The organism is Nocardia citri (assembly GCF_054065835.1).
In genome coordinates, this window is sequence record NZ_JBSUQM010000002.1 from 316,327 (window position 1) to 339,313 (window position 22,987).

The window sequence follows — 22,987 nt, forward strand, 5'->3', positions numbered from 1 at the left end:
GGGTATCGGATGATGCGTTTTCGGTGGCGGTCAGAGCGGATTCGGTTTGCCGAGTGGAGTTTCTATGAACGGGCCACCGATAAGCCATGGACCGGGATCGCCGACAGCGGCGATATCGGCGGCGAACTGTTCGGCATCATCGCGGCTCCGGTAGCCGAGTTCTTCGGCCTCGCGCAGGGATACGACCGCACGCGTATTGGCGGAGACGCCCCATATCACCCGGTAGCCGGGGCGTTCGGCGGCCAGGCAGGCTTCGAATAATCGCGCGCAATCATCGGGGGACAACCACATCGACAGCCCGCGCGCGTCGTGGGGACGTTCGAAGCAGGAGCCGATCCGAACGCAGATCACATCCATACCGAATCGGGAGTGATAGAGACTGCCCAGCGCCTCGACGGCCACTTTGCTGACACCGTAATAGGTATCGGGTCGGGGCGAGGCGTCACCGGAAATCGGTTCATCGCCCACGGCGCGGAAACCCACGGCATGATTGCTCGAGGCGAGCACGACCCGCGCGACACCGGCCTGCCGCGCCGCCTCCAAAACCGCATGCGTGCCATCGATATTGACAGCGAGTACGTTGTCCCAGCTGTCTTCCCGGCTGATCCCGCCGAGATGGACGATCGCATCCACATCCCGGCAGGCCGCGGCCATGATGGCCGGATCGGTGAGCGATCCGGTGACGAACTCGACCCGTTCGCCTGCGGTCGGCGCGGGAAGTTCGGTCAGATCCAGCAGCCGCAGTACCCGATCGGGTCGCCGTAGGCGCGGCCGCATCAGCGTGCCGATACCGCCCCCGGCGCCGGTAATGAGAATCCGGTGATCAGTCATGCGGCATCGGTTTCGCTCATACCGCCGAAAATGCCGACAGAACAGCTATATCCACACATTGGCTTCCTCCTGTGCGCGAGCGGAATTGTGGGTTAGGTCACTTCCGCTCGAACGTGTCAGAAGGGTATGGCTCTGGACTGATGCCTGTCCAAGACCGTTTCTGTATCGACCGATGCCACTGGAGCATCGGTTGATTGCCAATTTCGCTCTGTCATGTCCTCGCCGTGCTTCGTGCACGCGTCGAGTTCAGCTTTCCGTGCAGGCCATTTATCGTCGCGGCCGGCAAATTGCCCGCAAGGCCGCCGAGCTGGGGATCAGTGCTGGCTGCCCGGTCGCAGTGAGCGCAGGAAGAACGCCATATTGGCCGGGCGTTCGGCGAGTCGGCGCATGAAGTAGCCGTACCACTGATCGCCATAGGGCACGTAGACCCGGACGTGTCGGCTTTCGCGGACGAGTCGGCGCTGTTCGGCATCGCGGATGCCGTAGAGCATCTGGAATTCGAAATCGTCCGGGGTGCGCTGGGTTGCTCCGGCAAACACCCCGGCGGCCTCGATGAGTGCCGGATCATGGGTGGCGACCATCGGATAGCCGTCACCTTTCATCAACACTCGCAGGCAGTCCAGATAGGACTGATCGACCTCGGCCCGGCTCTGATACGCCACCGACGCGGGTTCCCGATATGCGCCCTTGCACAGGCGAATTCGCGATCCCGGACCGGAGAATTCCTGGCAGTCGGCCTCGGTGCGCCGCAAATAGGCCTGCAGGACGGTACCGAGCGAGGGGAACTCGCAGCGCAACTCCCGCACGATCGACAGGGTGGAATCGGTGGTGGTGTGATCCTCCGCGTCGATGGTCACCAGCACCCCCGCTTCCGCCGCTGCGCTACAGATTTGGTGTGCGTGCTCGCGGGCGATCGCACGACAGTCCGCGGGCAGGGCTTGGCCGAGCGCCGAGAGTTTGAGTGAAACCTCCAGTGGACCAATCGTTCCGGACTCGCGCAATACCGTGAGCAATGACAGCAGTGACAGATAGCGCGCCACAGTAGCGCGTGCCTGCTCGATATCGGTGGTGTCCTCACCGAGGTAGTCGACGGTGATATATCGACCCGAACTCAGCAGATTCGAAACGGCCGCAATCGCATCGGGCTCGGAATCACCGGCGACGAAACGGTCCACCACCTTTTTGGTCGTCGACATGCGGGTGACGGTGCGCTCCATGCGCGGTGAGCGCGAGGCGGCCAGCACGGCTGGGCGAAGCAGACCGGAAATGGCCATCAGATCTCCTCGGGCGCCTGGTGCGGATAGGTGTGCTCGATCGGCGGGACGAAGGTTTCCTTGATGGTGCGGGCGGAGGTCCAGCGCAGCAGATTCTGCGGCGAACCGGCCTTGTCATTGGTGCCCGACGCGCGGGATCCGCCGAAGGGCTGCTGACCGACGACCGCGCCGGTGGGTTTGTCGTTGATGTAGAAGTTGCCCGCGCTGAAGCGCAGGCTTTCGGTCGCCGTGGCCACCGCATTGCGGTCGTCGGCGATGATCGCGCCGGTCAGGCCGTAGGCCGAACCGCCGTCGACCAGTTCGAGGGCCGCATCGAAGGATCCGGGGACCGAATCGTCGTAGACGTGGACCGCCAGAATCGGGCCGAAGTATTCGGTGCTGAACGCTTTGTCGGTGGGGTCGTCGCCGAGCAGGATGGTCGGGTCGACGAAATATCCGACGCTGTCGTCGGCATGTCCGCCCACCGCGATGGTCAGGCCCGGCGTGGCCTTGGCGCGGGCAATGGCATCGGCATTGCGATCGAAGGCGCGCCGGTCGATGACCGCGCCACCGAAATGCGCGAAGTCGGTGACATCGCCGTAGCTCAGCGAGCCGACCTTATCGATGAGATCGCGGCCCATCTGGGCCCACACCGATTTCGGGATGAAGGCCCGCGAGGCGGCCGAGCACTTCTGGCCCTGGTAGTCGAAGGCGCCGCGGATCAGCGCGGTGGTCAGCACGTCCGGATCCGCGGAGCTGTGCGCCAGGACGAAATCCTTGCCGCCGGTCTCACCGACCAGGCGCGGATAGGTGTTGTAGCCCGCGATATTCATTCCGACCGAACGCCACAGATGCTGGAAGGTCGCGGTCGAACCGGTGAAGTGGATGCCCGCCAGGCGGCGATCGGTGAGCGCGACATCGGAGATGTTCGGACCCGCGCCGTGCACCATATTGATGACACCGGGCGGCAGTCCGGCGGCCTCCAGCAGTTTCATCGTCCAATAGGCGGCGACCGCCTGGGTGGGCGAGGGCTTCCACAGGACGGTATTGCCCATCAGGGCGGGCGCGGTCGGCAGATTGCCCGCGATCGCGGTGAAGTTGAACGGGGTGATCGCGTAGACGAAACCCTCGAGCGGGCGGTATTCGACCTTGTTCCATACACCCGGAGTCGAGATCGGCTGCTCGGCCAGGATCTGCCGGGCGAAATGCACATTGAAGCGCCAGAAATCGACCAGTTCGCACGGTGCATCGATCTCAGCCTGGTACGCGGTCTTGGACTGCCCCAACATGGTTGCGGCGGAGACGGTTTCGCGCCACGGGCCGGAGAGCAGATCCGCGGCCCGCAAGAAGATCGCGGCGCGATCGTCGAACGACAGCGCCCGCCAGCCCGGTGCGGCGGCCGCGGCCGCCGCGATCGCATCCTCGACATCGCGGGCCTCGGCGACGGTCAGGGTGCCGAGAACGGCGGCATGATTGTGCGGCTGCACGATGTCGATGCTTTTACCCGAGGTGCGGCGGTGCTCGCCGCCGATGACATGGTGGACCTCGGTCGGTGTGCCGGCGAGTTCGGTCAGCTTCGCCCGCAATCGTGCGCGTTCGGCGCTGCCCGGTGCGAAGGCGCCGACCGGCTCGTTGGCCGGGCGTGGCGTGGACATGATGGCGTCCATGAGTCCTCCTTGCTGGTATATGACGGTGAGCCGAAGTCAACACGGCAAAACAGCCCGCAGAATCGGACAAGCGGACAAAGATGGGATGACCGGATTGGCGAGTCGTATGAAAGTGGGCAGCGGTCGTGGCTGGCGAGGGTGAATTGACGGCCGCGGACCTGGACCTGTTCGGATTGGCGCAGATGGTCGCCCAGAACGCGGGCGGAATGGTGTCCATCGAGGACCCGCAATCGCATGTGCTCGCGTATTCGGCATCCGATCAGGCGGCCGACCAGCTACGGGTGCTGTCCATCCTCGGCCGGGAGGGGCCGCGCGACTATCTGCGGGTGCTGCGCGAGTGGGGCGTCTTCGATCGGCTGCGCGGTTGCGACGACGTCATCGACATACCGGCGCACGAAGAGCTGGATATCAAGCGCCGCCTGGTGGTGAGCATTCGGGACCATGGTGAGGCGAGTGCACCCCGGCTACTCGGCGCGATCTGGCTGCAGCAGGGCGAGCGGCCGTTCGAACCGGAAGCCGCGGAGATCCTGCGTGGTGCCTCGGCCATTGCCGCCCGGCTGATTTCGCGCAGTCTGGACGCGCCCTCCACCGAGGCACTGCTGATTCGACGGCTGTTCGGAACCGATGGTGGCACCGCCGATGTGCCTGCGGTGGCGAGTGCATTGAATCTGCCACTGACCGGTCCGGCCGCGGTAGTCGGCTTCGGAGTCGCACCCGGTGGGAAATCGCCCGCCGCCCTCGGCGATATGCTTCGCTTGCGGGCCAGCTCATTTCGCGGTGATTCGGTGACCACCGTCGTCGGCGACCGGGTGTATGTGCTGCTGCCGCAGTATCGATCGGCGCATACGGTGACCGGGTGGACCCGTCAGCTGGTCGAACAACTCGAGGCGAAGCTCGAATTGCGCGCCGCCATCGCATGTCCCGTTCCGGATCTGGCCCATGTCGCGGGTGCGCGCTCCGAGGTGGACCGGGTCCTCGACAGTACTGCCGCGACCTATCCGCGCGGCCGGGTGACCACGCTGGCCGAATCACGCACCGCGGTACTGCTCGGTGAAATTCTCGACCTCGTCGGCGCACGGGCGCAACTGCACGATCCGCGGTTGCGCAAGCTGTTGGACTACGACCGCAAGCACTCCGCGAACCTGTGCGGGAGCGTCGAGACCTATCTGCGCGAACACGGCGATGTGCGCAATGCCGCGACGGCACTCCAGGTGCATCCGAATACGCTGCGCTACCGGATCCGTCGGGTCGAGGACATTCTCGGCATGGATCTCACCGATCCCGCCGATCGTCTTTTGCTCGAACTCCAACTCGCTCTACATCGCCGATCGCCCGAATAGGCGAGCCCGCGAGCGATGATTTATCCGGCTCCGGTCCGTCTGATCTGGTGACGCGGCATCAACCACCGACCAAGGAGAGACCGATGCGGAAAATCACCGCGGGACTGTTCATCGCACTCGACGGCGTAGTCGAGAATCCCCAGGATTGGCACTTCCCGTACTTCAACGAGGAGATGGCCACGGCCGTCGACGGCCAGCTCGGCGCCGCCGATACACTGCTGCTCGGCCGCAAGACCTACGAGGGTTTCGCCAGCGCCTGGCCGGAACGCGAGCTCGCGGGCGATGTGGACGCCGAAATGGCCGAGAGGCTCGGCGACGCGCGCAAGATCGTGGTCTCCCATCAGGATCTGACCTTTACCTGGCGCAATTCCGAGGTGTTGAACGGTGATCTGGTGGCAGCCGTCACGGCGCTGAAGAACGAGCCCGGCGACGCACCCATCGGCATCAGCGGATCGGTGTCGGTTGTCCGTCAGTTGCTCGAGGTCGGGCTCCTGGACGAACTGCACCTGCTGGTGCACCCGATCGCGGTGCGCAAGGGCCTGCGACTGTTCGAGGAGACCGACGCCCCGCTTCCGCTGGAACTGCTTTCGTCCAACACCTTCAAAACCGGTGTCGTGCATCTGGTTTACGCCAAGGCGGCGGCCGCAGGTACCGAAGGGTACGAGTACGCGAAACAGTTTCTGCCCCAAGAGGATTGATGCTTTGGGTGGCATATGGTTTCGTGACCAGGTGCCACCCGATCATTCCGCGTCGAGGACCTTGCGCGCGCGGTCGTAATTCTCCCGGCGCTCCGCACTACCGTTGCTACCGCCGTTGATCGCATATGTGATCGCGTCGATATCTGATTTATCCGCGTCGGCGTTCAAATCCTTGGAATCCCAATACCATCCCGCGGTGGCGAACGCGTACTCAGGGTCTTTGGCTTTGTCGGGGTCTTCGACGAAATCGACCTCGAGGGCATTACCGGCGTTCCGATAGTTGGTGCGGCCGGTCAACTGCAGGGCGCCTCTACCGTGGAATGCGGTACCGTCACTGGCCCGCTCGTTTCCGAGGTCGTTACGCGACCCGTAATTCCGTTCGAAGTAGGACTTGTCACCGTATTCTTCGAGGGTTTTCAGATCGTCGGTCTCCACCCCGACCTGCGCGAGAAATGCGGCCGCACGCTCAGGGGTGTCGATCCCGTAGTCGCGCATCGCCTGGTCGAGGTAGGGGAGGTACTTCCCCAGCGTGCTTTTGGGAGTGTCGGGGAATTCGGGCAAATCGGTGGGGTTTCCGGTACCGAGTTGGTCGAGCATGAATCGAAACGCTGTGCGAGCCAATTCGACCGCGCGTTGCACGGCGCCCGAAGCGGCGGACGGGGCGGCGAGCTTGTCGATCTGCTCGCGCGCCTCGGCCACTACCGGTGATACGGACGACTTCTGCGCTTTCGGCGGTAGCAGTCCATATTGGGCTCCGCCCCAACAATCACCGGTGATCGGATCGTACTGGGAGCCCATTCGCGGGATTCTGGCACAATCGGCTCAGTCCGATCGCGGCCTCGACTCCCCACGCATGGGCAGCCCACCGGCGTTCACTGGGTGACGATCGCGAAGTTCGGATCGGGGCGGTCGAAGAGGCCGTTCAATTGCCGCGGGGTAGTGATGGTCGACCGCCGTGGCCGTTCGCAGATCGAGGCGTCCGCCGCTCTTCGCCGGGAACTCTTGGCACTCTTGGGTTAAGCGTTGGCGGCGGCCTCGGGTTCGTCGGCGGGTGGGGCGTCCTCGACGGTGCGCTTGGGACCGGTGAACCAGCGCTTGGCCGAGACCAGCCACCAGATGCCGATCGCACCGACTACACCGACCAGCGTGATCGGTGCGTAATTGACAGTGTTCCAGGTGAATTCGCTGTTCCACGGATAGCCGCGGTCATCGGTCGGCAGAATGAACAACAGACTGATCAGCACGATCCAGATCAGCGCGATAATGCCAACCGGTCGATACCAGGGTCCGAGTTGCCAAGGGCCGGTATGGAATCGGCTGCCGTGCCACTGGCGCAACAGGATCGGAATACCGTAGGCGATGTAGAGGCCGATGGTCGCGACGGAAGTGGCCGCCGCGTAGGCGGTCGGCGCGTTTTCCGCGGGTACGAGCATCGACGGAATCAACAGGACGAATGCGAAGAACGAGATGAACAGCACCGCGTGTACCGGCACCTTGCGGACCGAAAGTCGCGACCAATAGGCCGATCCCGGCACCGCGCCGTCGCGGGAGAAGGCGAACAGCATGCGCGAGGCCGAGGTGACCGAGGCATAACCGCAGAACAGCTGCGCGATCGCGGCGATGACGAGCAACAGACCGGACCAGAACGAATTCAGCGAATTCTCCAGGATGTAGATCACCGGATAGCCGCTGTTCTTCGCCGGATCCAGGGCATCGTCGAGATTCGGAATGGCGAAGGTCACCGCCATGATGAGCAGATACCCGGCGACGGCCGACACGATGATGGTATTGATGATGCCCCTGGCCGCCGTGCGCGCGGCATCGTGAGTTTCCTCCGACATATGCGCCGACGCATCGTAGCCGGTGAATGTGTACTGCGCGTGCAGCAATCCGAGCAGGAAGCTGAATGCCACCCCGCCGAACCCGACCGCGCTGTTGTCGACGGTTTCGGTGAAGACGAAGCCGACGCTCTGATGGTGGCTCGCGCCGAAACCGAGGATGACGACGAAGATCGCCACACCGCCGACATGCCACCAGGCCGAGATATTGTTGATGACCGCGGACAGATGCGGGCCGATCGCGTTGAGCACGGCGTGCAGGACCAGGATCGCGGTGAAGACCAAAAAGATTGCGGTGCGGTCGGTTCCGATATCGATGCCGATCACATTGAGCACCGCGGTGGTGAAGATGGCCGCGCCGTAGTCGATGGCGGCGGTCACCGCGATCTGCCCGATCAGGTTGAACCAGCCGGTGAACCAGCCCCAGACCGGACCGCCCAATTCGGACGCCCACCAGTACAGGCCGCCGGAAGTCGGGTAGGCCGAAGCCAATTCGGCCATTGCCAGGCCGACGAACAACACCATCACCGAGACCAGCGGCCAGCCCCACGCCATGGTGATCGGTCCGCCGTTGGCCAGACCGATGCCATAACTGGCCAAACCGCCGGTCAGGATGGAGACGATGGTGAAGCTGATGGCGAAGTTGGAGAATCCCGACCAGGATCTGGTCAATTCCTGTTTGTAGCCGAGTTCGGCGAGGCGCCGCTCGTCATCGGATGGTGCGGTGGCTTCGGTCATGATCGCTCCCGGGTGAAAACGCCGCCCTCATACAGCGTTTGCCAGAAGCTCAGTGTGAAGTGAGTGCTGGTCAATCGCAGGGAAATATGGAAACCGGGAGGTAACTTCTCGGCAATCGCACATTCCGGACGCGAATCGCGGATCCGTGGTAGGCAGGACGGATGCGACCGATGCGCTCCTCCTATGACGTGGTGGTGGTCGGTGGTGGTCACAATGGGTTGGTGGCCGCCGCGTACCTGGCGCGAGCCGGGCGTTCGGTGCTGGTGCTGGAGCGGCAGGAACACACCGGTGGGGTCGCGGTCTCGGCGCGGATTTTTCCGGGCGTCGATGCGCGGTTGTCCCGGTATTCGTATCTGGTGAGTCTGCTGCCGCGCCAGATCATCGAGGAACTGGGATTGCGGTTCGCCACGCGGCGTCGGCGGATCTCGTCATATACCCCGGTCGGGGACGGTGGACTGCTGATCGATACCGGTTCCGGGGCCCGAACCAGGCAGAGTTTCATCCGGCTCACCGGATCGGATCGGGATTTCCGGGCGTGGCGGCAGCTCTATGGTGCGACCGGGCGGCTCGCTCAGCGCGTGTTTCCGACGCTGACGCAACCGCTGCCGACCCGGTCGGCGCTCGAGCGGGTTGTCGATGATCCTGCCGTCTGGGCGGCGCTGTTCGAGCGACCGTTGGGGGAGACCGTCGAGTCCACCTTTGCCGACGACACCGTGCGCGGAGTCGTGCTCACCGATGCACTCATAGGGACCTTCACCCATGCGCACGATCCTGAGTTGCGGCAGAACCGTTGCTTCCTCTACCACGTGATCGGTGGTGGCACCGGCGACTGGGATGTGCCGATCGGCGGTATGGGCGCGCTCACCGACGCGCTGGCCGATGCGGCCCGCGCCGCCGGTGCGGAGCTGATCACCGGCTGCGCGGTGAGCGAGGTCGAATCCGACGATGTCACCGCGGAAGTGCGGTTTGCGGACGGTGTGGTCGAGGCGCGGCATGTGCTCGTCAATGCGGCACCGCATGAACTCGCGCAACTGCTCGGCATGCCGGGGGAGCCGGAACCCGAAGGCTCCCAACTGAAAGTGAATATGGTGCTGCGGCGGTTACCGCAGCTGCGCGACGCTTCGACAGATCCGCGTGAGGCCTTCGCCGGGACGTTTCATATCGCCGAATCGTATTCGCAATTGGAGCAGGCATATCGCGAGGCGGCCGACGGGCGAATTCCGTCGGCCCCGCCATCGGAGATCTACTGTCACACCCTGACCGATCCTTCGATCCTTGCACCCGGCTCCGATCTGCACACCCTCACGTTGTTCGGATTACACACTCCGGCACGGCTTTTCGAGAATGATCCGGAGGCGGCGAAGGCTGTGGCGGTTAACGGCGCGCTCGCCCAACTCGATGCGGTACTGGCCGAACCCCTTGCCGATTGCCTTGCCCTCGACGAGAACGGTGCGCCCTGTATCGAGGCCAAGTCACCGGTCGACCTGGAACGTGAGGTGGCTCTGCCCGGCGGCCATATCTTCCACCGGGACCTGGCCTTCCCGTACCGTGTCGACGACGCCGATACTCCCGCGGCCCGCTGGGGTGTGGCGACAGATGTGCCGAATGTCTTCCTGTGCGGGGCGGGTGCCGTACGTGGAGGTGGCGTGAGCGGCATCCCCGGCCACAATGCCGCCATGGCAGTCCTCGAAACGCACTGACGGTTCGCTGGTCGACGAGAACGGCAGATCAAGGCCGCGAATTATGTTACGTATCATGATCATTCCCTTCAATTGTTATTCTTTTGTCCGCGAGAGCTGCGGGAGTTTTGTCAGTGGGCGCGTCGGGGGTCCGGTCGGACCTTTCCGGACTCCACGAGCACCGCGAACGCGGCGGCTTTGCGCGGGCATCCGTCGGTGCGGCATCCTCGGTGGCGTTGCATCGTTTGGTGTGCTTCCAGCACGCTCAATGGCTGGTCGGGTGGTTCGTGGGGCCACCCGTTGGGCCACATGCCCGCGTCTGCGTTGCGGGCGTCTTCGGCTAGCACTTTTTGGCGTTGTTGTTCGCTGCGTATGCGCTCGAGGATCTGTTGTGCGGGAACCCAGTCGGCGCTGTTCAAGGGTTCGTTGGTATTCGGTTCCGGTTCGGCGTCGCGCCACCAGTTGAAGCCCACCCGTGTTCACCTCTGCGGTTCGATCGGTTAATTGGTGTGGCTCCCGACGCCGGGGAAACGTGTCGGCGCGGCATCCCGGCGTCGGGGCCTATATGAAAGCGTTCCGGTTTGTCGGGGTGGGGCAGGAGTGGCAAGACAGTGGCATGTGGTGTGCACCCCAGGAGGCTTCCGAAGCCCGAAATCGGCGCTAGTGGTATCGGGGGTGGCATCCTCTGCACAGGGGGCGCGCCGGGGACGGGTTTGATGGCAGGCTTAATGACATGTCGGCGACCACGGGAACACTGATCAAACAGTTGCGTGTTGCTAAGAGTTGGAGTCAGGGCAAACTTGCCAGCGAGCTGTCCAAGGTGTCGGGGTACAACATGACCCGCGAATACATCTCGCGGCATTGGGAGTCGGGCAAAACCGAGCCGTCGCCGTTTTGGCTGAGTCATCTTGCGACGGTGCTGGATTGCCCGCTGGAACTATTGGAGGGCGACGTGAACCGTCGAGAATTCCTATCGCATCTCGCCGCTACCTCGATAGCGCCGGTGGTGGCTTCTGATCTTCTGTCGCAGGGGTTTTCGACGCGATTGCACTCGACCGGCCCGAGTGTGGATGTGTGGGAGGCGAAGCTCGCTCAGTACGGTACCGACTATATGAGTCAGGGCGCAGCTCGGATACAGCAACGTTTGGCCGCCGATCTGGTTGTGCTGCAACAGCAATTGGACTCGCCGCGCATGTGGGCTGTCGCGGCCCGTCTGATGACCCTGTTCGCGAAGACATATCCGGGTAGCGACGGTAACAAGGCCATCTCGTGGTATCGGATGGCTGCTGAGGCTGCCGACCGATCCGACGACGCAGACATTCGGGTGTGGGTGCGCGGCCGGGCCGCTATCGCGCTTGGCTACGAGGGCGCTTCGCTGCCCGTGGCGCAACACTTCGCTGACCAGGCGCTAGCCATCAGTGACCGGCATAGTTTGGGGCGCTTGAATGCGATCTGGGGGAAGGCCCACGCGGCAGCGATCCGGGGCGACGCCCGGACCGTGCGAGAGTTGATCGACACCGGCCGCCGTGAGTTCGACGTGTCCTACAGCGAGGAGCAGACATCCGACTACGCGGTGCCGTGGTGGCGCGTCAACGTCTTCCTGAGCTTGCTGGCCGCCCGTATGGGCGATGAGAAGATCGCCGTGCAGGCGCAGACCGACGCTCGCAGCGAGCTGCCGCCCGAGCTGCCACGATTCGCAACCCACCTCGACATGCATCGTGGCCTGATGCTGGTTCGTGCAGGCGACCGCGACCAAGGCGTAAAGCTCGCCCGCGCCGCGCTCGACGCACTACCACCCGAGAAGCACTCGCTCACACTCCGCATGCTGATGGACGAGATTGCGGGACCAGCGGGTGACGGCGGAAACTCGGCTAGGGAACGCTGACGGTTTCGTCGCAACTGTCGGGTGGGTCGACCAGTTCGCATTCGACCGGTGCGCGGGTTGGGCGGTAACCGGTGGGAACACCCCCGGATCGGATGATGCCGCGGTAGGTATCGACCGCGTCGGTGGGATTGCGGGCCAGGGTCGGGTCGGTACGCACGTCGACGGTGTAGAGGCCGAATCGTGGTGTGTAACTGCCCCATTCGTAGTTGTCGGTGAGGCTCCAGTAGTTGTAGCCGATGACGTTCATGCCGTCTGCCTTGGCGCGCTGGATCCAGTAGACGGTGTCGCGCAGATGATCGCTGCGGGTGTAACCGTCGGCGCGCGGTTTACCGTCTTCGGTGGGCATGCCGTTCTCCACGACATACAGCGGGCGATCGGGAAACAGTTGCGCGTAATGGCGCAATGCGTAGTAGATGCCCTCGGTGTGAATCGGGAGTTCCCAGATCGCCGGCCCCTCGTTCGAGCCGCCCTGCATCGCTCTATTCGTTTCCGGCACCGGCGCGAAATAATAGTCGACGCCGATGAAATCGAGCTTATCGGCGATCCGGTCCACGATCGGTTGATTCACCTCGGTCTCGGCGCCCGCGACATAGCCGAGATTGCTGGTGACCTGTGCCTCGGGCTGCTCGAGATGGATGGTGTCATAGATCGCGTTGTGCGCCTGAGCGATTCGGTCCAGCATCGCGGGCGCCTCGTCCGGTGTGATGGCGCCGATGCGCAGCTCGGTCCCGATGTAGGCGGCGGGCTCATTGAAGGTGACCCACAGCGGATTGCGAGAGGCATAGCGGTTCACCACCTTTCGCATATTGACCAGCCAATCCTCCACCATGCCGGGATTGCGCCAGCCGCCGCGGTCGGCGGCCCAGCCGGGATACACCCAGTGATCCAGGGTGAGCATCGGGCGCATACCGGCCGCCAGGATGCGCGCTATCACGTTGTCGTAGAGGCCGAACGCCGCCTCGTCCCAGGCATCGGGTTGCGGCTGGACCCGCGCCCATTCGATACCGATCCGGTACACCCGGACTCCGAGATGTGCGGCCAGGTTGATGTCGGAGATGTAGCGCTGGTCGAAGTCGACCGAATTCTCGTAGTCGTCCCCAGCCTTGCCGGATTCGATATAGCGAATCCAATTGCTGTCCGGCGCATGGCCTTCGGATTGGAAGCCCGATGATGCGACGCCCCAGAGGAATTCCCGGCCGAACGGTGCGATGGTCGCCTGTGCGGTCGGCATGGCGAGACCGGTCAGCAGTAGGGCGGTCGCGATGATCGCGAGCCCGACCAGGGCGCGTCGGCGCATCGGTGTTCGCATCGCACTCCTGTCCCCATCCGGCGCTGTTGGTCGTGCGTCACCGGATGGGGTATCGGTCCCAGTCGATGATCCGTCAGCGTAACGGTCGGATTGCTCGATTCCGGGCAGCCGATCGGTGTGTCGCGATTGCGGGCGAAATAGCTGAAGTTTCTCCCGAGAGGGAGATTGCTATCTATTCGCTGTCGAATCAGCTCACCCGACCGCCGATGCGGCGGGTGAGCTCGTCAGCAGTGGACCGCACCTGCACTGCGAGATCGGACCAATCGGCAACACAGGGGATCTGCTCGCAGTGGTGCCGCAGCGTCACGCTGATCGCCGCGATCGGTCGGTGGTCGTGATCGAATGCCGCATACGCGACCGAGGCGAATCCAGCGGTGACATGTCCGTCTTCGCTCGCCCAACCGCGCCGCCGCTCGGCGGCCAAAGTGGTGCGCAGCGCGGCGAGGCTTGTCGGCCCGCGGTCGGTGCGGCGTACGAAGGTCGCGGTCGACGGGAACAGTGCGCGCACATGAGCAGCGGGCAAATGCGCCAGAATCGCCCGGCCCGACGCGGTGAGCTGCGCGGGCAACCGGACCCCGACGTCGGTCACCAGCGTTTCGGGGCGCACCGGGCGTTCTTTGATCAGATACAGCAGCTCATTGCCGTGCAGAACGCCCAGGTGCGCGTTGTGCCCGACGCGTCCGGCCAACTCGCGCAGCAGCGGCCCGGCGACCCGCTCCAGCGGATCGTGGCGCAGATAGGCCGAACCCAGTTCGAAGGCGGCGATACCCAGGCCGTAGCGCCGTTCGGCGGGCAGTCGGGTGACGAAGCGAGCCTGCTCCAACTCCGCCAGCAGGTGATAGGTGGTGGAGCGGGGGATATCCAGCTCGCGCGCGATCGTGGACGCCGAGACCGGTCCGGCCCGGGTCGCCATCAGTTGCAGCACGGCCAGGCCGCGCCGCAGCGCCGGGATATCGCTGCTCGTTCCCATATCACTTTCTCCAAGCCGGTTTCGGCTCGGTGTCTTGGATACCAGACAGAACCTCATCCAGCCTCATTCTCCACCCGCCTCGGTGGCGGTGGAATGGGTCTATGCCGGATACCACGCAGTTACCGCCCGTGGAGCTGGACGGGCCGCTGACCGTCGAACGCATCGTCGCTGTCGCCCGCGACGGTGCCGAGGTGTGCTTCAGCGAGGCCGCTGAGAAGCGGCTGACCCATGCGCGCCAGCACGTCGACGCGCTGGCCGCGGGCACCACCCCGACCTACGGCGTCTCGACCGGCTTCGGCGCACTGGCCACCCGGTACATTCCGCCGGAGAGTAGGGCCGCGCTGCAGCGGTCACTGATCCGCTCGCATGCCGCGGGCGCGGGTGCCGCGGTCGAGACCGAGGTGGTGCGCGCCATGATGCTGTTGCGGCTGCGCACGCTGGCCACCGGACATACCGGGGTGCGGCCGGAGACGGCGCTCACCTTGGCCGCGTTGATCAATGCGGGCATTACGCCGGTGGTGCACGAATTCGGATCGCTCGGCTGCTCCGGTGATCTCGCGCCACTGGCCGCGGTCGCGTTGGCGCTGATGGGCGAGGGCGAGGTCACGGACTCTGCCGGCCAGATAATGGGGGCGGCAGAGGCTTTGCACGCCAAGGGAATCAAGCCGGTGACCCTCGCCGAGAAGGAAGGGCTCGCACTCACCAACGGCACCGACGGCATGCTCGGAATGTTGGCACTCGCGATCAATGACGTGCGCCAGCTGCTCGATGTCGCCGATATCACCGCCGCCATGAGCGTGGAGGCGCTGCTCGGCACCGACCGTGTCTTCGCCGAAGATCTGCAGGCATTGCGCCCGCATCCGGGACAAGCCCTATCGGCACGGCGCATGGCGGCCGCGCTCGCCGGATCGGACATTGTTGCCAGTCACCGTGGTCCGGAATGTAACCGGGTGCAGGACGCGTATTCGTTGCGCTGCGCACCGCAAGTGCACGGCGCGGCCCGCGATACCCTCGCGCACGCCGAATTGGTGGCCCAGCGCGAAATGGCCTCGGCGATAGACAATCCCGTGGTACTCGCCGATGGCAGGCTGGAATCCAATGGCAACTTCCACGGTGCTCCGGTGGCGTATGTTCTGGACTTCCTGGCCATTCCGGTCGCCGATGTCGCGAGCATGGCCGAGCGGCGCACCGATCGGATGCTGGATGTCGCACGCTCACATGGTCTTCCGGCCTTCCTCGCGGCCGATCCCGGCGTCGATTCAGGCCACATGATCGCTCAGTACACCCAGGCGGGAATCGTCAGCGAACTCAAGCGCCTCGCGATGCCCGCGTCGGTGGACTCGATTCCGAGCAGCGCGATGCAGGAAGACCATGTGTCGATGGGTTGGTCGGCCGCGCGCAAATTGCGCAGGGCCGTGGCCGGTCTGACCACCGTACTCGCCATCGAATACCTCACGGCTGCACGGGCATTGGACTTACGTGCACCACTGCGTCCGGGCCCGGCCACCGCGGCGGCACTCGCTTTGCTGCGCACCGAGGTCGACGGCCCGGCCTCGGACCGACACCTCGCCCCGGAAATCGCCGCCGCGGCCGAACTGGTCCGCTCCGGCGAACTGGTCGCCGTGGTCACCCCTCACCTCGGCGCCTCAGGAAGGTGATCTCCCTGTGCCGACACGCGAAGCGATCCGGTTCCCGCATAGCGAATCGGGCTCGCGCAAGGTCTAGCTCCTGCGCGGACACCACCAGCTATGCGACACCGGACGGGCAATTCGTTGATATGGAGGCAATTCGATGACACGGACGGTGCGCGCGGCGCGCGGCACACAACTGACGGCGAAGAATTGGCAGACCGAGGGTGCCCTGCGAATGCTGCAGAACAACCTGGATCCCGAGGTGGCGGAACGCCCGCAGGACCTGGTGGTCTACGGCGGCACCGGTAAGGCGGCGCGGAACTGGGCCAGCTTCGATGCGATCGCCCGCACCCTCACCACACTCGAGGCCGATGAAACTCTGCTGGTCCAGTCGGGTAAGCCCGTGGGCGTATTCCGGACGCACGAATGGGCGCCGCGGGTGCTGATCGCCAATTCGAATCTGGTGGGGGACTGGGCGAGCTGGCCCGAGTTCCGCAGGCTGGAATCGCTGGGCCTCACCATGTACGGGCAGATGACCGCGGGTTCGTGGATCTACATCGGCACCCAGGGCATCCTGCAGGGCACCTACGAGACCTTCGCCGCCGTGGCGGACAAGCGCTTCGGCGGCACCCTCGCCGGCACCCTCACGCTCACCGCGGGATTAGGTGGCATGGGCGGTGCGCAGCCGCTGGCCGTCACCATGAACGGTGGGGTGGCCTTGGTCGTCGAATGCGATCCGGCACGCGCGCAACGACGCGTGCACGACCGCTATCTCGACGAGGTCGCGACCGATTTCGATGACGCCGTATCCCGGGTCTCGAAGGCGCGCAAGGAGCGAAAGGCATTGTCGGTCGGACTGATCGGCAACGCGTCCGAGGTGCTGCCGCGATTGCTGGCGGCGGGCGTCGAGATCGATATCGTCACCGACCAGACCTCCGCACACGACCCCCTGGCGTACCTGCCACGGGGTGTCGCAGTCGAGGATTGGGCCGATTACGCCGCGCACAAGCCCGACGAATTCACCGACCGATCTCGCGAATCCATGGCCGAACACGTCGATGCGATGCTCGGCTTTCTCGACCGCGGCGTGGAGGTCTTCGATTACGGCAATTCGCTGCGCGGCGAGGCGAAACTCGGTGGCTGCGAACGGGCCTTCGACTTTCCCGGCTTCGTGCCCGCCTACATCCGGCCGCTGTTCTGCGAGGGCAAGGGGCCGTTCCGATGGGCCGCGCTGTCTGGTGATCCGGCGGATATCGCCGCGACCGACCACGCAATCCTGGAACTTTTCCCAGAGCACGAATCCCTGCGCCGCTGGATCAGCATGGCAGGGGAACGCGTGGCCTTCCAAGGGCTTCCCGCCCGCATCTGCTGGCTAGGCTACGGTGAGCGGCACCTGGCCGGGCTTCGGTTCAACGAGATGGTGGCCGATCGCGAATTGACGGCACCGGTGGTGATCGGCCGCGACCACCTCGATTCCGGCAGTGTCGCCTCGCCGTATCGTGAAACCGAGGCCATGGCCGACGGATCCGATGCCATTGCCGACTGGCCGCTGCTCAATGCACTGGTCAACACCGCTTCGGGTGCGAGCTGGGTGTCCATCCATCACGGCGGCGGCGTCGGCATGGGCCGGTCCATTCACGCCGGACAGGTCTGTGTCGCCGACGGAACCGCATTGGCTGGACAGAAGATCGAACGCGTGCTCACCAATGACCCCGGTATGGGTGTCATTCGGCATGTGGATGCCGGATATGAACGGGCGAGCGCGGTCGCCGCGGAGCGTGGCGTACGAATTCCCATGCAGGAGCACAATGCAAGCGTGATCGAATGAGCGTGTTCTGGGCCGAATACGCCTGGCTACCGGACGGATTGGCCGAACGGGTGACGATCGATCTCGCGGGATCGACGATCCGCTCGGTGGCCAAGGACACTGATCCGAATGGCAGTATTTTGCGCGGCTTGACCGTGCCCGGTTTTGCGAATGCGCACTCACACGCTTTCCATCGCGCCTTGCGTGGCCGCACCCACCACAGCCATGGCACGTTCTGGACATGGCGGGAACGGATGTACGCGGTCGCCGATCGCCTGGATCCCGACTCCTACTACCGGCTGGCACGCGGGGTATACGCGGAGATGGTGCTCGCCGGATACACCAGTGTCGGCGAATTCCACTATGTGCACCATGCGCCCGGCGGAGTGGCCTATGCCGATCCGAACGCGATGAGCGGGGCCCTGGCCGCGGCGGCACAGGACGTCGGAATTCGGCTGACCCTGCTCGATACCTGCTATCTCAGTGGCGGATTCGGTCAGCAGCCAGACGAACATCAGCGCCGCTTCAGTGACGGCGATGCGACAGCGTGGGCCGAGCGCGCCGCCGCGTTCGAGCCGGAGTCGGAACTGGTGCGCACCGGTGTCGCCGCGCACTCGGTGCGTGCGGTTCCCCCGCAGGCGATGACGGTGGTCGCCGAACAGGCCGACGGTCGGCCGGTGCACGTCCACCTCTGCGAACAACCCGCAGAGAATCGCGATTGTATTGCCGCACACGGGCGTACGCCGACAGCGCTACTGGCCGACGCGGGATTGCTCGGGCCGGATACGGTTGCCGTACATGCCACACATGTGAGCACCGCCGATATCCGGATGCTCGCCGACGCGCGCTCGCGGGCCTGCTTCTGCCCGACCACCGAACGCGATCTCGGCGACGGCATCGGCCCGGCCCGCGAACTTCGCGACGCGGGAGTCCGGCTGTGTCTCGGCACCGACAGTCATGCTGTCGTGGACGGTTTCGAGGAGTGGCGTGCGCTGGAGTTGAACGAACGCCTCGCCTCTCGTACGCGCGGACGCTTCGAGGTGGCGGAGTTGTTCAGTGCGGCAACCGATCACGCATCGATCGGCTGGCCAGAGGTAGGCCGCATCGCGGCTGGCGCGGCGGCAGACCTGGTCACCCTCGATCTCGACTCGATCCGGACCGCGGGCACCGAACCCGCGGCCGCATTGTTCGCCGCTTCGGCCACCGACATCCGTGGGGTGTTGATAGGCGGGCGGCAGGTCGTCTCCGAAGCCCGGCACCTGCTGGTGGAACGTCCCGAAATCATTCTACGAGAGGCGATTCGAGCTTTATGTCCACCCTGATCGCAATGACGAGATCAGTATCCGCACCGACAAAAGAGGCACCGTGTCGATCCTCATCACCGGAATCGGTGAGCTGACTACCAATACACCGGACGGCCCATTGCACGATGCCGCGGTGGTGTTCGAGGGTGCACACTTCGCCTGGATCGGCGCGGCGAACTCCGCACCCGCCGCCGATCACCGGGTCGATATCGGCGGCCGTGCCGCACTGCCCGGTTGGGTCGACAGCCACACCCATCTGGTCTTCGCCGGCGATCGCACCGCCGAATTCGAGGCCAGAATGGCCGGTCGGCCCTACCGCGCCGGTGGTATCGCGACGACCGTCGCTGCCACCAGAAATGCCTCGGACCAACAACTTTCGGCCAACGTGCGCCGCCATGTCACCGAGGCCTACCGGCAGGGCACGACCTGCCTGGAGACCAAGACCGGCTACGGCCTCAGCGTGTCCGACGAGGCGCGTTCGGCCCGCATCGCCGCTGCCATCGCCGACGAGGTGACCTATCTGGGCGCACACCTGGTGCCGCCCGACGTCGATGCCGAAACCTACCTCGACCTGGTCTGCGGGGATATGCTCGACGCGGTCGCGCCGTATGCGCGCTGGGCCGATGTGTTCTGCGAGACAGGCGCTTTCGACGAGGACCAGTCCGATCGCGTCCTGCGCGCCGCCGCCGCACGCGGACTCGGACTGCGCGTACACGGCAACCAGTTGGGTACCGGCCCCGGCGTGCAATTGGCGGTGCGCCACGGTGCGGCAAGCGTCGACCATTGCACCTATCTCACCGATGCCGATATCGAGGCCCTCGCCGCCTCGAATACCGTCGCCACCGTCTTACCCGCCTGTGATCTATCCACCCGCCAACCGCTCGCCCCCGCCCGCGCACTGCTCGATGCGGGCGCTACCGTGGCCCTGGCCACCAATGCCAATCCGGGCAGCTCTTACACCACATCGATGGCCTACTGTGTCGCAACGGCCGTGCTCCAAATGGGCCTGTCGACCGCCGAAGCGGTATACGCGGCTACTGCGGCGGGCGCGGAAGCATTGCGCCGCAACGATGTCGGGGTCATCGAGGTCGGTGCCCGCGCCGACCTCCAGGTGCTGGACGCCCCTTCGGCCACCCATCTGGCCTACCGTCCGGGCGTCCCGCTCACCCTGGCCGTCTGGCGCTTGGGACAACGCCTACCGACAACCGAATGGCCCGGCGTCGCGGGATGATTCGAATCTGGGATTGCTTGTGTAGCAACGCCACCAGGTCGACCAGCGCCTCGGCTCGCGCCGCGCTAATTCTTGTACAGAGTGCCGGTGATATCGCCCAGCACACCGCTGAAGCCGCCACTGAAGCTGTAGGTGACCGAACCGTCCGGCTGCAGGATGACCTTCGAGGTCGACCCCTCGTCCATACACCCGCTCGCACCGCCGGACAGCCGTGCCACGAAGGTGATCTGAGTGTCGGTGGCAGTCGTCAGACGTTCGGCGCGTTCACAACGGCTGCGCGATGCTTGGCCGGTATTGGCCGAGGTGGCGACCTCCTCGCCGATCTTCCCGTCGCGGACGGTCAACTCGATATCGAAGGTGGCCAGCGCGTCCCTGGCGGTGCCGGTCCACTTGCCGACGAACGCTTCGGGCACCGCGGACTCCGGTGGCGCCGCCGTGGTGCTCGTCACGGTGGTTTGCCTCGTCGAGGTGGTCGAGGGCGCGACAGCGGTGGCCACCGCTGAACTGCTCACCGTCGCCGCGGCATCGGCGGACGTGTGGGCGAGCTGCGTGCCGATGAGGAAGGCGCCGCCCGCGACGATGAGACCGACCACCACGGCTGCGACGATCAATGCGGTTCGACCGAAACGACTCTTCGGCGCGGGCTGGGGTTGTGGATAGTAGGCGGGTCGTGACCCCGACTGGTCCTGCGCCGGCGGATACGGCGCGTACACGTGGCTCGAATTGGCTTGCGGCCCAGGCTGTCCGGACTGCCATCCGGTATTTCCCGAATGCCACGCGACCGTATCTGCCGCAGTCGGGGGCAGCGTGCGAGGCATTGGGTGCGGTCCCGAATTCCATGGTGGCATCGGCCGTGACACCGTCGGTGCCGAGCGTGCCGGATCGGGACCGACCGCCTCGGTCGGCCCGGATTCCAGATCGAGCAGCGCGACCGCCCGACGACTCACCTCTTCGAGCACCGGCGCGGGCAGCCAGCCGCCGCGCTCCGGAACCCCGAGTTCGGCCAGGTGATCGAGTAGCTGCTGCGGTGTCGGTCGCGCCGCGGCGTCCTTGTTCAGACATGCCGCGATGAGCGGTCGCAGCCGGTCCGGCACCGCCGCGAGCCGCGGCTGCTCGTGCACGACCCGATACAGCATCTGCACCGTCTCGCCGGAGCCGAACGGCCCCTGCCCGGCCGCCGCGTAGACGAGCACACCGCCGAGTGCGAAGACGTCACCTTCGGGCCCCATGGTCGGTCCGACCACCTGCTCGGGACACATGAATCCTGGCGAGCCGATGACGTTTCCGGTGGTCGTCAAGGCACTGTCCTCGGCGGCGCGCGCGATGCCGAAATCGATCACCTTCGGGCCGTCCACGGCGAGCAGCACATTGGACGGTTTCAGATCGCGATGCACGATCCCGGCGCGGTGCACGGCGATCAATGCCTCGGCCAAACCGCGCGCGAGCACCAGCAGCGTGTTCTCGTCGAATGTGCCGAACTGTTCGACCGCATCGGTCAAGGAGAATCCGGCCACATAGCCGGTTGCCAGCCACGGCGGCGTCGAATCCACATCGGCATCGAGCACCGGCGCGGTGAACTTCCCGCCGACTCGCCGCGCCGCGGTGACCTCGCGCCGGAACCGCTCGCGGAATTCGTTGCCGATCAGATCCGGCCGGATCACCTTCACCGCGACGGTGCGCCCGCCCGCGCTGCGCCCGAGGTAGACCCGGCCCATACCGCCCGCACCGAGCAGGCCGAGTAGCCGGTAGTCGCCGATCCGCGTGGGATCGTCTGTGCCGAGCGGTCGCATCGCGAACGGGGGTCCTCTCACCTGACATCGAACACCGAAAGGCTACCCATGGCCGCGCTCGGTCGCCTTAGCCGGTAGCGGTCGGAACCGGTGTGGGATCCGCACGGCGCAGCTGCCGTGCCAACAAGTATGCGGCGATGGCGGCCGGAACATTCATCAGCACCCCGTAGACTGCCGGCGGCACCGCCATCTGTGAATTCTGCAGCACGCTGGAGGCTACCGCGATAGCCAACGCGCCGTTGTGGATGCCGATCTCCATCGCCGAGGCGATCGCTTGATCGGTCTCCACCTGGAACAGGTGCGGCACGGCGTACCCGATGACGAAGCTCAGGGTCGAGAGCAGCAGACTGACAGTGGCGAGTTTGCCGATGTTCTCAGTGAGCGTGTGGAATTCGCGCCCCACCGCCGCCATCACGACAAGCAGTAGCACCACCGCCGAGACGACCTTGACGTTCTTGCGCATCCGCTCGGCCCAGTCGCTGAACCGGCGATGCACCCACATACCCACCGCGACCGGCACCAAGACGATCGCGAACACCTGGGCGAACTTGTCCGGGCGCAGCCCGATCGCGGCGTCATCGGTCATGAACAGCGTGAACGACAATGTGACCACCAGCGGCAGGGTGAAGACGGCGAGAATCGAATTGATCGCGGTGAGTGTGATATTCAGGGCCACGTTGCCACCGGCGATATGGCTGAACAGATTCGCCGACGGCCCGCCCGGTGCAGCGACGAGCAACATCACCCCGACGGCCAGCGCACCTTCGAGCCGAAACAGGTAGACCAGACCCAGGCAGATCGCGGGCAGCACGATCATCTGGCACACCAGCGCGACCACGGCCGCCTTGGGATATCGCAGCACCCTGGCGAAATCGTCGACGGTCAAGGTCAACCCGAGTCCGAACATCACCAACGCCAGTGCCAGCGGTAGGAATACGGCGAAAATAGTTGAACCCATTCAGATCTCCTCATCAGGACCGGGACGGATATCGACGTTATCGACTCACCATCCGGGC

17 protein-coding genes and 1 pseudogene are annotated in these 22,987 nt (G+C 65.0%); 8 read left to right on the forward strand and 10 right to left on the reverse strand.

The features are described from left to right. Positions 1 to 30: 30 nt before the first annotated feature. The 3 genes from ACW2Q0_RS05195 to pruA form a co-directional block, all read right to left on the reverse strand. A complete protein-coding gene (locus tag ACW2Q0_RS05195; protein ID WP_457186687.1) occupies positions 31 to 831 on the reverse strand; it encodes an NAD-dependent epimerase/dehydratase family protein in 801 nt (266 codons plus the stop codon). 314 nt (positions 832 to 1,145) lie between these two features. Beyond that, positions 1,146 to 2,105: a proline dehydrogenase family protein gene (locus ACW2Q0_RS05200; protein WP_457186689.1), complete on the reverse strand. Its 960-nt coding sequence runs from the start codon at positions 2,103 to 2,105 to the stop codon at positions 1,146 to 1,148. Continuing rightward, positions 2,105 to 3,751: an L-glutamate gamma-semialdehyde dehydrogenase gene (gene pruA, locus ACW2Q0_RS05205; protein WP_457186691.1), complete on the reverse strand. Its 1,647-nt coding sequence runs from the start codon at positions 3,749 to 3,751 to the stop codon at positions 2,105 to 2,107. Before pruA ends, ACW2Q0_RS05200 begins: the two co-directional genes overlap by 1 nt. Before the next feature lie 140 nt (positions 3,752 to 3,891). Here pruA and ACW2Q0_RS05210 point away from each other — a divergent pair. Beyond that, positions 3,892 to 5,091 (forward strand): annotated as a pseudogene (locus tag ACW2Q0_RS05210) (PucR family transcriptional regulator); the annotation flags it as partial. Positions 5,092 to 5,174: 83 nt separating this feature from the next. Then, on the forward strand, positions 5,175 to 5,789 hold the full coding sequence (locus ACW2Q0_RS05215) for a dihydrofolate reductase family protein (RefSeq protein ID WP_457186693.1): 615 nt from the start codon (positions 5,175 to 5,177) through the stop codon (positions 5,787 to 5,789). Positions 5,790 to 5,831: 42 nt separating this feature from the next. On the opposite strand, the gene ACW2Q0_RS05220 is transcribed toward ACW2Q0_RS05215, so the two are convergent. Together ACW2Q0_RS05220 and ACW2Q0_RS05225 are read right to left on the reverse strand one after the other, a co-directional pair. After that, on the reverse strand, positions 5,832 to 6,587 hold the full coding sequence (locus ACW2Q0_RS05220; protein ID WP_457186695.1) for a glycoside hydrolase family 19 protein: 756 nt from the start codon (positions 6,585 to 6,587) through the stop codon (positions 5,832 to 5,834). 218 nt (positions 6,588 to 6,805) lie between these two features. Beyond that, entirely contained in the window at positions 6,806 to 8,365 is a 1,560-nt protein-coding gene (locus tag ACW2Q0_RS05225; protein ID WP_457186697.1) for an amino acid permease, read from the reverse strand. Between the two features lie 170 nt (positions 8,366 to 8,535). On the opposite strand from ACW2Q0_RS05225, the gene ACW2Q0_RS05230 reads away from it, so the two are divergent. Further along, positions 8,536 to 10,065, forward strand: coding sequence for a phytoene desaturase family protein (locus tag ACW2Q0_RS05230; RefSeq protein ID WP_457186946.1), 1,530 nt, complete (start codon positions 8,536 to 8,538; stop codon positions 10,063 to 10,065). Positions 10,066 to 10,175: 110 nt separating this feature from the next. On the opposite strand, the gene ACW2Q0_RS05235 is transcribed toward ACW2Q0_RS05230, so the two are convergent. Beyond that, positions 10,176 to 10,517 (reverse strand): hypothetical protein, encoded by a 342-nt coding sequence (locus ACW2Q0_RS05235; RefSeq protein WP_457186699.1) that lies wholly within the window; start codon positions 10,515 to 10,517, stop codon positions 10,176 to 10,178. A 260-nt stretch (positions 10,518 to 10,777) separates the two neighbouring features. On the opposite strand from ACW2Q0_RS05235, the gene ACW2Q0_RS05240 reads away from it, so the two are divergent. Next, the gene (locus tag ACW2Q0_RS05240) at positions 10,778 to 11,929 is read left to right on the forward strand and encodes a helix-turn-helix transcriptional regulator (protein ID WP_457186701.1); all 1,152 of its coding nucleotides are present in this window, start codon (positions 10,778 to 10,780) and stop codon (positions 11,927 to 11,929) included. Here the strand turns inward: ACW2Q0_RS05240 and ACW2Q0_RS05245 are convergent. Further along, positions 11,916 to 13,238, reverse strand: a complete 1,323-nt coding sequence (locus ACW2Q0_RS05245) for a family 1 glycosylhydrolase (RefSeq protein ID WP_457186703.1) — start codon at positions 13,236 to 13,238, stop codon at positions 11,916 to 11,918. The two genes, ACW2Q0_RS05240 and ACW2Q0_RS05245, sit on opposite strands and share 14 nt — an antisense overlap. Before the next feature lie 187 nt (positions 13,239 to 13,425). Then, positions 13,426 to 14,208: an IclR family transcriptional regulator gene (locus tag ACW2Q0_RS05250; protein WP_457186705.1), complete on the reverse strand. Its 783-nt coding sequence runs from the start codon at positions 14,206 to 14,208 to the stop codon at positions 13,426 to 13,428. Between the two features lie 101 nt (positions 14,209 to 14,309). On the opposite strand from ACW2Q0_RS05250, the gene hutH reads away from it, so the two are divergent. The 4 genes from hutH to hutI all read left to right on the forward strand — a co-directional run bounded on the left by hutH (position 14,310) and on the right by hutI (position 20,181). Beyond that, complete coding sequence (gene hutH / locus ACW2Q0_RS05255; RefSeq protein WP_457186707.1) at positions 14,310 to 15,866, forward strand: histidine ammonia-lyase; 1,557 nt, start codon at positions 14,310 to 14,312, stop codon at positions 15,864 to 15,866. Positions 15,867 to 15,999: 133 nt separating this feature from the next. Continuing rightward, positions 16,000 to 17,667, forward strand: a complete 1,668-nt coding sequence (gene hutU, locus ACW2Q0_RS05260; protein WP_457186709.1) for a urocanate hydratase — start codon at positions 16,000 to 16,002, stop codon at positions 17,665 to 17,667. Further along, positions 17,664 to 18,968 (forward strand): formimidoylglutamate deiminase, encoded by a 1,305-nt coding sequence (locus ACW2Q0_RS05265; RefSeq protein WP_457186711.1) that lies wholly within the window; start codon positions 17,664 to 17,666, stop codon positions 18,966 to 18,968. The genes hutU and ACW2Q0_RS05265 overlap by 4 nt, the downstream gene beginning before the upstream one ends. 43 nt (positions 18,969 to 19,011) lie before the next feature. After that, positions 19,012 to 20,181, forward strand: coding sequence for an imidazolonepropionase (gene hutI / locus ACW2Q0_RS05270; protein WP_457186713.1), 1,170 nt, complete (start codon positions 19,012 to 19,014; stop codon positions 20,179 to 20,181). Between the two features lie 65 nt (positions 20,182 to 20,246). On the opposite strand, the gene ACW2Q0_RS05275 is transcribed toward hutI, so the two are convergent. Further along, positions 20,247 to 21,992: a protein kinase domain-containing protein gene (locus ACW2Q0_RS05275; RefSeq protein ID WP_457186715.1), complete on the reverse strand. Its 1,746-nt coding sequence runs from the start codon at positions 21,990 to 21,992 to the stop codon at positions 20,247 to 20,249. 46 nt (positions 21,993 to 22,038) lie between these two features. Continuing rightward, positions 22,039 to 22,929: a bile acid:sodium symporter family protein gene (locus ACW2Q0_RS05280; protein ID WP_457186716.1), complete on the reverse strand. Its 891-nt coding sequence runs from the start codon at positions 22,927 to 22,929 to the stop codon at positions 22,039 to 22,041. Positions 22,930 to 22,987: the final 58 nt, after the last annotated feature.